Source organism: Pseudomonas sp. FeS53a (assembly GCF_000931385.1).
GTDB classification, from domain to species: Bacteria; Pseudomonadota; Gammaproteobacteria; order Pseudomonadales; family Pseudomonadaceae; genus Metapseudomonas; species Metapseudomonas otitidis.
This window is the reverse complement of record NZ_JYFT01000020.1, coordinates 25,695-32,757: the sequence shown is the minus strand read 5'-3', so window position 1 is coordinate 32,757 and position 7,063 is coordinate 25,695. Positions and strand designations below refer to the sequence as shown.

General features: G+C 67.4%; 4 protein-coding genes. 3 read left to right on the top strand and 1 reads right to left on the bottom strand.

What is annotated here, in order from left to right; all coding sequences use genetic code 11:
* Window positions 1–350: 350 nt before the first annotated feature.
* Window positions 351–1,655 (bottom strand): PQQ-dependent sugar dehydrogenase, encoded by a 1,305-nt coding sequence (locus SZ55_RS07050; RefSeq protein WP_044403477.1) that lies wholly within the window; start codon window positions 1,653–1,655, stop codon window positions 351–353.
* A gap of 179 nt (window positions 1,656–1,834) precedes the next feature.
* Here SZ55_RS07050 and SZ55_RS07045 point away from each other — a divergent pair, with 179 nt between their 5' ends.
* From SZ55_RS07045 to pstA, 3 genes are all read left to right on the top strand, one after another.
* Entirely contained in the window at window positions 1,835–2,806 is a 972-nt protein-coding gene (locus SZ55_RS07045; RefSeq protein ID WP_044403475.1) for a phosphate ABC transporter substrate-binding protein PstS, read from the top strand.
* Window positions 2,807–3,291: 485 nt separating this feature from the next.
* Window positions 3,292–5,268, top strand: a complete 1,977-nt coding sequence (locus SZ55_RS07040; protein ID WP_174244763.1) for an ABC transporter permease subunit — start codon at window positions 3,292–3,294, stop codon at window positions 5,266–5,268.
* A 162-nt stretch (window positions 5,269–5,430) separates the two neighbouring features.
* The gene (gene pstA, locus SZ55_RS07035; RefSeq protein ID WP_142016543.1) at window positions 5,431–7,047 is read left to right on the top strand and encodes a phosphate ABC transporter permease PstA; all 1,617 of its coding nucleotides are present in this window, start codon (window positions 5,431–5,433) and stop codon (window positions 7,045–7,047) included.
* The last annotated feature ends 16 nt before the right edge of the window (window positions 7,048–7,063 follow it).

Below are 7,063 nucleotides of genomic sequence, written 5' to 3'. Positions count from 1 at the left end.
TGGATTCTCCTCTCGATCCGTTCAGACGCGATCATCACTGCACCCGGCCCAACCTTGTGAATGCGAGCTCAAGGCTCTGGATACCGTTCGGGCTGTTCGAGTGAGTGTGGAGGGGCGGAGCACTATCTACGTTGCAGGCTCGCGGCCTAAGGGTGGGCACGGCTTCCTATCCCTCCCCCGATGATCAGTCGGGGACTATGCCCCTGGGGTGGGGCAGTAGTCGAGATACAAGGGTGGGCTTCAGCCCACGCTGAGCAGCGCTGGTGGGCTGAAGCGGAACGCCGCCCGGCCTACCCTACATGGCCGCCACGTACGGGGCGGCTCTATGCGCTGCGGGGCTGGCCCGGTTATCACCGGGCGGTGGGGGTCACCCGCCAGACCGTGTTGCCGACGTCGTCGGTGACCAGCAGGGCGCCCTGGGCGTCCAGGCGCACGTCCACGGGGCGGCCCTGGGCGTTGCCGTGGGCGTCGAGGAAGCCGGTCAGCACGTCCACCGGCTGGCCATTGGGCTTGCCGTCCTTGAAGGGCACGAAGATCACCTTGTAGCCGCTGTGGGGCTTGCGGTTCCAGGAGCCGTGCTGGGCGACGAACAGGCCGTTCTGGAAATCCGGCAGGGCGCTGCCGCGGCCGAAGGCGATGCCGAGGGAGGCGGTGTGCGGGCCCAGGGCGTAGTCCGGCACCAGGGCGCTGGCGACCTTCTCCGGGTTGGCCGGTTGCACGCGCTCGTCGACGTGCTGGCCGTAGTAGCTCCAGGGCCAGCCGTAGAAGCCGCCGTCCTTCACCGAGGTGATGTAGTCGGGCACCAGGTCGCTGCCGATCTCGTCACGCTCGTTCACTGCCGTCCACAGCGCGCCGCTGTCCGGCTCCCAGGCCAGGCCGTTGGGGTTGCGCAGGCCGCCAGCGAACAGGCGCTTGGTGCCGCTGGCGCGGTCCACTTCCCAGATCGCGGCGCGGCCTTGCTCCATCTCCAGGCCGTTCTCGCCGACGTTGCTGTTGGAGCCGACGGTGATATAGAGCCGGGTGCCGTCGCGGCTGGCGATGACGTTCTTGGTCCAGTGGTGGTTGATGCCCGCCGGCAGGTCGGTGACCTGCTGCGGCGTGGCGTCGATGCGGGTCTGGCCGGGCTGGTAGGGCACCTTCACCAGGGCGTCGGCGTTGGCGACATACAGGGTGTCGCCCACCAGGGCCATGCCGAAGGGCGAATGCAGGTTTTCCAGGAAGGGCGTCTTCAGGTCGGCCACGCCGTCGTCGTCGGTGTCCCGCAGCAGGGTGATGCGGTCGGCGCTGGGGGTGCGGGCGCCAGCCTTCTCCATCACCTTGCCGGCGATCCAGCCCTTGAGGCTGAAGCCGCCGTCACTGGCCGGGGCGTTGCTCTCGGCCACCAGCACGTCGCCGTTGGGCAGCAGGTACAGCCAGCGTGGGTGGTCCAGGCCCTCGGCGAAGGCCTTCACCTCGGTGCCTTGGGTGGCCTGGGGACGGCCGCCTGCGGGCCAGCCGGTGGCGGGGGCGATGTTCACCGTGGGGATCAGGGTCTTGTTCGGCGGGGGCAACTGCGGGGTGGGGCCGGTGCCGTCGGCCACCTGCAGGGCGGCACGCTCGCCGCAGGCGGCACAGAGGACGGCGAGGCTGAGGGGCAGCAGGTGCAGCGCTTTCATGGGGTTCTCCTTGAGCGGGCCCGGTTGGGCTTCCTGTCGGGATGAGTGGCTGTCGCCAGGGGTTGGACCGGCATGATGGCCATTCATCCAATTGTCATATTCGGGTCATAGAGTGTTCACACGGCCTTCCGATACTGGCCCCCGACTCATCCAACCCTATCCTCTGCTAGGAGCAAGGCATGAAACTGAAGCGTTTGATGGCGGCCCTGACCTTCGTCGCCGCCGGCGTTGCCACCGCCAGCGCGGTTGCCGCCGTCGACCCGTCCATCCCGTCCTACACCAAGACCACCGGTGTGTCGGGCAACCTCTCCAGCGTCGGTTCGGACACCCTGGCCAACCTGATGACCCTGTGGGCCGAAGCGTACAAGCGCGAATACCCCAACGTGAACATCCAGATCCAGGCTGCCGGTTCCTCCACCGCGCCGCCGGCCCTGACCGAGGGCACCGCCAACCTCGGCCCGATGAGCCGCAAGATGAAGGACGTCGAGCTGCAGGCCTTCGAGCAGAAGTACGGCTACAAGCCCACCGCCGTCCCGGTGGCCGTCGACGCCCTGGCGATCTTCGTGCACAAGGACAACCCCATCAAAGGCCTGACCATGCAGCAGGTCGACGCCATCTTCTCCGCCAACCGCCTGTGCGGTGGCAAGAGCAACATCAAGACCTGGGGTGAGCTGGGCGTGACCGGCGACCTGGCCGACAAGCCGATCCAGCTGTTCGGCCGCAACTCGGTATCCGGCACCTACGGCTACTTCAAGGAAGAAGCCCTGTGCAAAGGCGACTTCAAGGCCAACGTCAACGAGCAGCCGGGCTCCGCCTCCGTGGTGCAGTCCATCAGCCAGTCCCTGAACGGCATCGGCTACTCCGGCATCGGCTACAAGACGTCCAGCGTGAAGACCGTGGCCCTGGCCAAGAAGGAAGGCGGCGAGTTCGTTGAAGACAACGAGCAGAACGCCCTGAACGGCAGCTACCCGCTGTCCCGCTTCCTCTACGTCTACGTCAACAAGGCCCCGAACAAGCCTCTGGCCCCGCTGGAAGCCGAGTTCATCAAGCTGGTGCTGTCCCAGCAGGGTCAGCAGGTTGTGGTGAAAGACGGCTACATCCCGCTGCCGGCCAAAGTGGCCGAGAAAGCCATGAAGGATCTGGGCCTGTAATCCAGGGCAGATGAAGGGGCGGCTCCCCCCATCGGCCGCCCCGCAAGGATGCGACGGCGCCGGGTGATCCCCGGCGTGAAGGCCCGCCCCCGGCACCCTCCTGCCCCGGGCGGGCTTCGTTGCGTCATCACGCTGTCATCTTTCTGTCATACCAAGGCTTTAGGGTGTGCCCCATGAATGACCTGGCCAGTTCTCCCATGACCTCGACGAATCCCCCCGCGCGCATCGACTTCAATACGCCGGCGATGCAGCGCAAGCGGCGCATTCGCGCGCTGAAAGACAACCTGACCCGCTGGTACGTGCTGGTGGGCGGCCTCGCGGTCCTCGCGGCCATCACCCTGATCTTCTTCTACCTCGCCTACGTGGTGCTGCCCCTGTTCAAGGGCGCCGAGCTGACCGCGAAGAAGGTGCAGGCCCCGGCCTGGCTGCAACAGGAGACCGGCAAGCCGCTGCTGCTGACCCTGGAAGAGCAGAACCAGGTGGGCATGCGCGTTTCCGACAAGGGCGAGGTGGTGTTCTTCGCCACGAAGGACGGCGCCGAACTCCAGCGCGTCGCCCTGCCGCTGCCCGAAGGCGTCAGCGTCGCCTCCATCGGCCAGGACCAGCCCGGCCAGCCGCTGGTGGCCCTCGGCCTGTCCAACGGCCAGGTGCTGCTGTTCAAGCACAGCTACCAGGTGACCTACCCGGACAACAAGCGCGTGATCACCCCGCGCATCGACTACCCCTTCGGCGACAAGCCCATGGCGCTGAACCCCGAGGGCAAGCCGCTGGAGCACGTGGCCGTCAACCAGAACGACGAGACCCTGGTCCTGGCCGGCTCCACCGGCAACCAGCTCTACGTGCAGGAGCTGGTGAGCCAGGAGAACATGCTCACCGGCGAGACCACCGTCGAGCAGAACGCCATCGCCCTGCCGCAGATGGTCGAGCCGATCAAGGCCATCTACGTCGACCCGCGCCAGCAGTGGCTGTACGTGATCAACGGGCGTGCCCAGGCCGACGTCTTCAGCCTGCGTGAGCACGCCCTCAACGGCCGCTACAAGCTGTTCGAGGACGGCGACCGCGAAACCACCGCCAGCGCCCTGCTGCTGGGTGGTATCTCCCTCATGGTGGGCGACTCCAAGGGCAGCATCGGCCAGTGGTTCATGGTCCGTGGTGCCGACGGCGAAGCGCGCCTGACCCACATCCGCAGCTTCCAGCTGGGCAGCGCCCCGGTGGTGCAGATCGCCCCGGAAGAGCGCCGCAAGGGCTTCCTCGGCCTGGATGCCAGCGGCAAGCTCGGCGTCTTCCACAGCACCGCCGAACGCACCCTGCTGATCGAGCCGGTGACCGAAGGTGCCGGCATGCTGGCCCTGTCGCCCCGCGCCAACCGCGTGGTGGTGGAGGCCGATGGCAAGTTCCTGCCGTTCCGCCTGTCCAACCCGCACCCGGAAGTCTCCTGGAGCGCGCTGTGGGGCAAGGTCTGGTACGAGAGCTACGACGCGCCCAAGTACGTCTGGCAGTCCACCGCCGCCAACACCGACTTCGAGCCCAAGCTGAGCCTGGCGCCGCTGACCTTCGGCACCCTCAAGGCCGCCTTCTACGCCATGCTGCTGGCCGCTCCGCTGGCCATCGCCGCCGCCATCTACACCGCCTACTTCATGGCCCCCGGCATGCGCCGCAAGGTCAAGCCGGTGATCGAACTGATGGAAGCGCTGCCGACGGTGATCCTCGGCTTCTTCGCCGGCCTGTTCCTCGCGCCCTACGTCGAAGGCCACCTGCCGGGCATCTTCAGCCTGCTGCTGCTGACCCCCATCGGCATCCTGCTGGCCGGCTTCATCTGGAGCCGCATGCCGGAGTCGGTGCGCCTGCGCGTGCCGGACGGCTTCGAAGCCGCCATCCTGATCCCCGTCGTCCTGCTGGTGGGCTGGTTCGCCCTGGGCATGAGCCCGCTGCTGGAGACCTGGTTCTTCGGCGGTGACATGCGCCTGTGGATCAGCAACGACCTGGGCATCACCTACGACCAGCGCAACGCCCTGATCGTCGGCCTGGCCATGGGCTTCGCGGTGATCCCGAACATCTTCTCCATCGCCGAAGACGCCATCTTCAGCGTGCCCAAGAGCCTCACCTACGGCTCCCTGGCCCTGGGTGCCACGCCCTGGCAGACCCTGACCCGCGTGGTGATCCTCACCGCCAGCCCGGGCATCTTCTCCGCCCTGATGATCGGCCTCGGCCGTGCGGTGGGCGAGACCATGATCGTGCTGATGGCCACCGGCAACACCCCGGTGATGGAAGTGAACATCTTCGAAGGCATGCGCACCCTGGCGGCCAACGTCGCGGTGGAGATGCCGGAATCCGAAGTGGGCGGCTCGCACTACCGCGTGCTGTTCCTCGCCGCGCTGGTGCTGCTGATGTTTACCTTCGTGATGAACACCCTGGCCGAACTGATTCGCCAGCGCCTGCGCAAGAAGTACGCATCCCTGTAAGGCGGCCCGCGCCGCGATGGCCCCCTCCCGGCGGGAGGGGGTGTGGACAAACAAGCGCCTCCGGCCCCGGGCGGGAGGCACTGGAAGACTCACGAGTTGGAGACATCCGTGAAAAAGGTTTCCCTCAAGAACTGGTTCGAGAGCGGCGCGCCGGGCGTCTGGATGAGCGGTGGCGCCGTGGCCATCGCCGTCATCATGACCATCGGCCTGCTCTCGGTGATCGCCGTGCGCGGCCTCGGCCACTTCTGGCCGGCCGACCTGGTCGAAGCGCAGTACAGCATCCCCGGCCAGGCCCCCAAGGCGGTGATCGGCGAGGCCGTGCAGATCGAGGAGGTGCCCAGCGCGCGCCTCAAGAGCGCCGGCCTGCCGGTGCAGGACGACAGCCCCGAGTTCATGACCCGCGAGCTGCTCAAGGTGGGCAACCGCGAGGTCTACGGCGCGGACTTCACCTGGGTGGTGGGCGAGTGGCTGAAGGACCTGCAGAAGCCTGCTGACCTGATCGCCATGGAGCGCCGCGAGTGGGGCAACTTCTACGGCCGCCTGGTGAGCGTGAAGGAGAACGGCAAGGTGATCGCCGAAGGCGAGGCCGCCATGCCGGTGCTGCAGGAGCGCCTGAAGCGCGTCGACGACCTCTACGCCCAGCTCTACCGGCTGGAGAAGAAGGAGATCGGCGGCATCAACCACGGCCTCGAGCGCCTGCGCCTGGAAGGCCGCAAGCTGGAACTCAAGGGTGAGCTGGACGCCGTGGCCCAGGCTGACCTGGCCGCGCGCCGCGCCGAGCTGGACGCCCGCTACAAGACCCTCGAAGGCCAGCTGACCGAGCTGCACCAGGCCTTCAACCGCGACAGCGTGGTGGTGCGCGAAGCCGGTGGCCAGGAGCAGGAAATCACCCTGGGCAAGGTGGTGCACGCCTACCAGCCCAACGCCATGGGCGTGATGGACAAGCTGGGCTTCTACTTCAAGAAGCTCTGGGAATTCCTCGCCGACGACCCGCGTGAAGCCAACACCGAGGGCGGCATCTTCCCGGCCATCTTCGGCACCGTGATGATGACCCTCATCATGGCCGTGATCGTCACCCCCTTCGGTGTGGTGGCCGCCATCTACCTGCGCGAGTACGCCAAGCAGGGCGTGCTGACCCGCGTCATTCGCATCGCCGTGAACAACCTGGCCGGCGTCCCCGCCATCGTCTACGGCGTGTTCGGCCTGGGCTTCTTCGTCTACGTGGTGGGCGGCTCGCTGGACCGCATGTTCTTCCCCGAGGCCGCCCCGGCGCCGACCTTCGGCACCCCGGGCCTGCTCTGGGCCTCGCTGACCCTGGCGATCCTCGCCGTGCCGGTGGTGATCGTCGCCACCGAGGAAGGCCTGGCGCGCATCCCCCGGGCCGTGCGCGAAGGCTCCCTGGCCCTCGGTGCGACCAAGGCCGAGACCCTGTGGAAAATCGTCCTGCCCATGGCCAGCCCGGCCATGATGACCGGCCTGATCCTCGCCGTGGCCCGCGCCGCCGGCGAAGTGGCGCCGCTGATGCTGGTGGGCGTGGTGAAGCTGGCCCCGAGCCTGCCGGTGGACGGCAACTACCCGTACCTGCACCTGGACCAGAAGATCATGCACCTGGGCTTCCACATCTACGACGTCGGCTTCCAGAGCCCCAACGTCGAGGCCGCCCGCCCGCTGGTGTACGCCACCGCGCTGCTGCTGGTGCTGGTGATCGCCCTGCTGAACTTCTCGGCCGTGGCCATCCGCAACCACCTGCGCGAGAAGTACAAGGCGCTGGAAAACTGATCGAACGCCCGGCGGC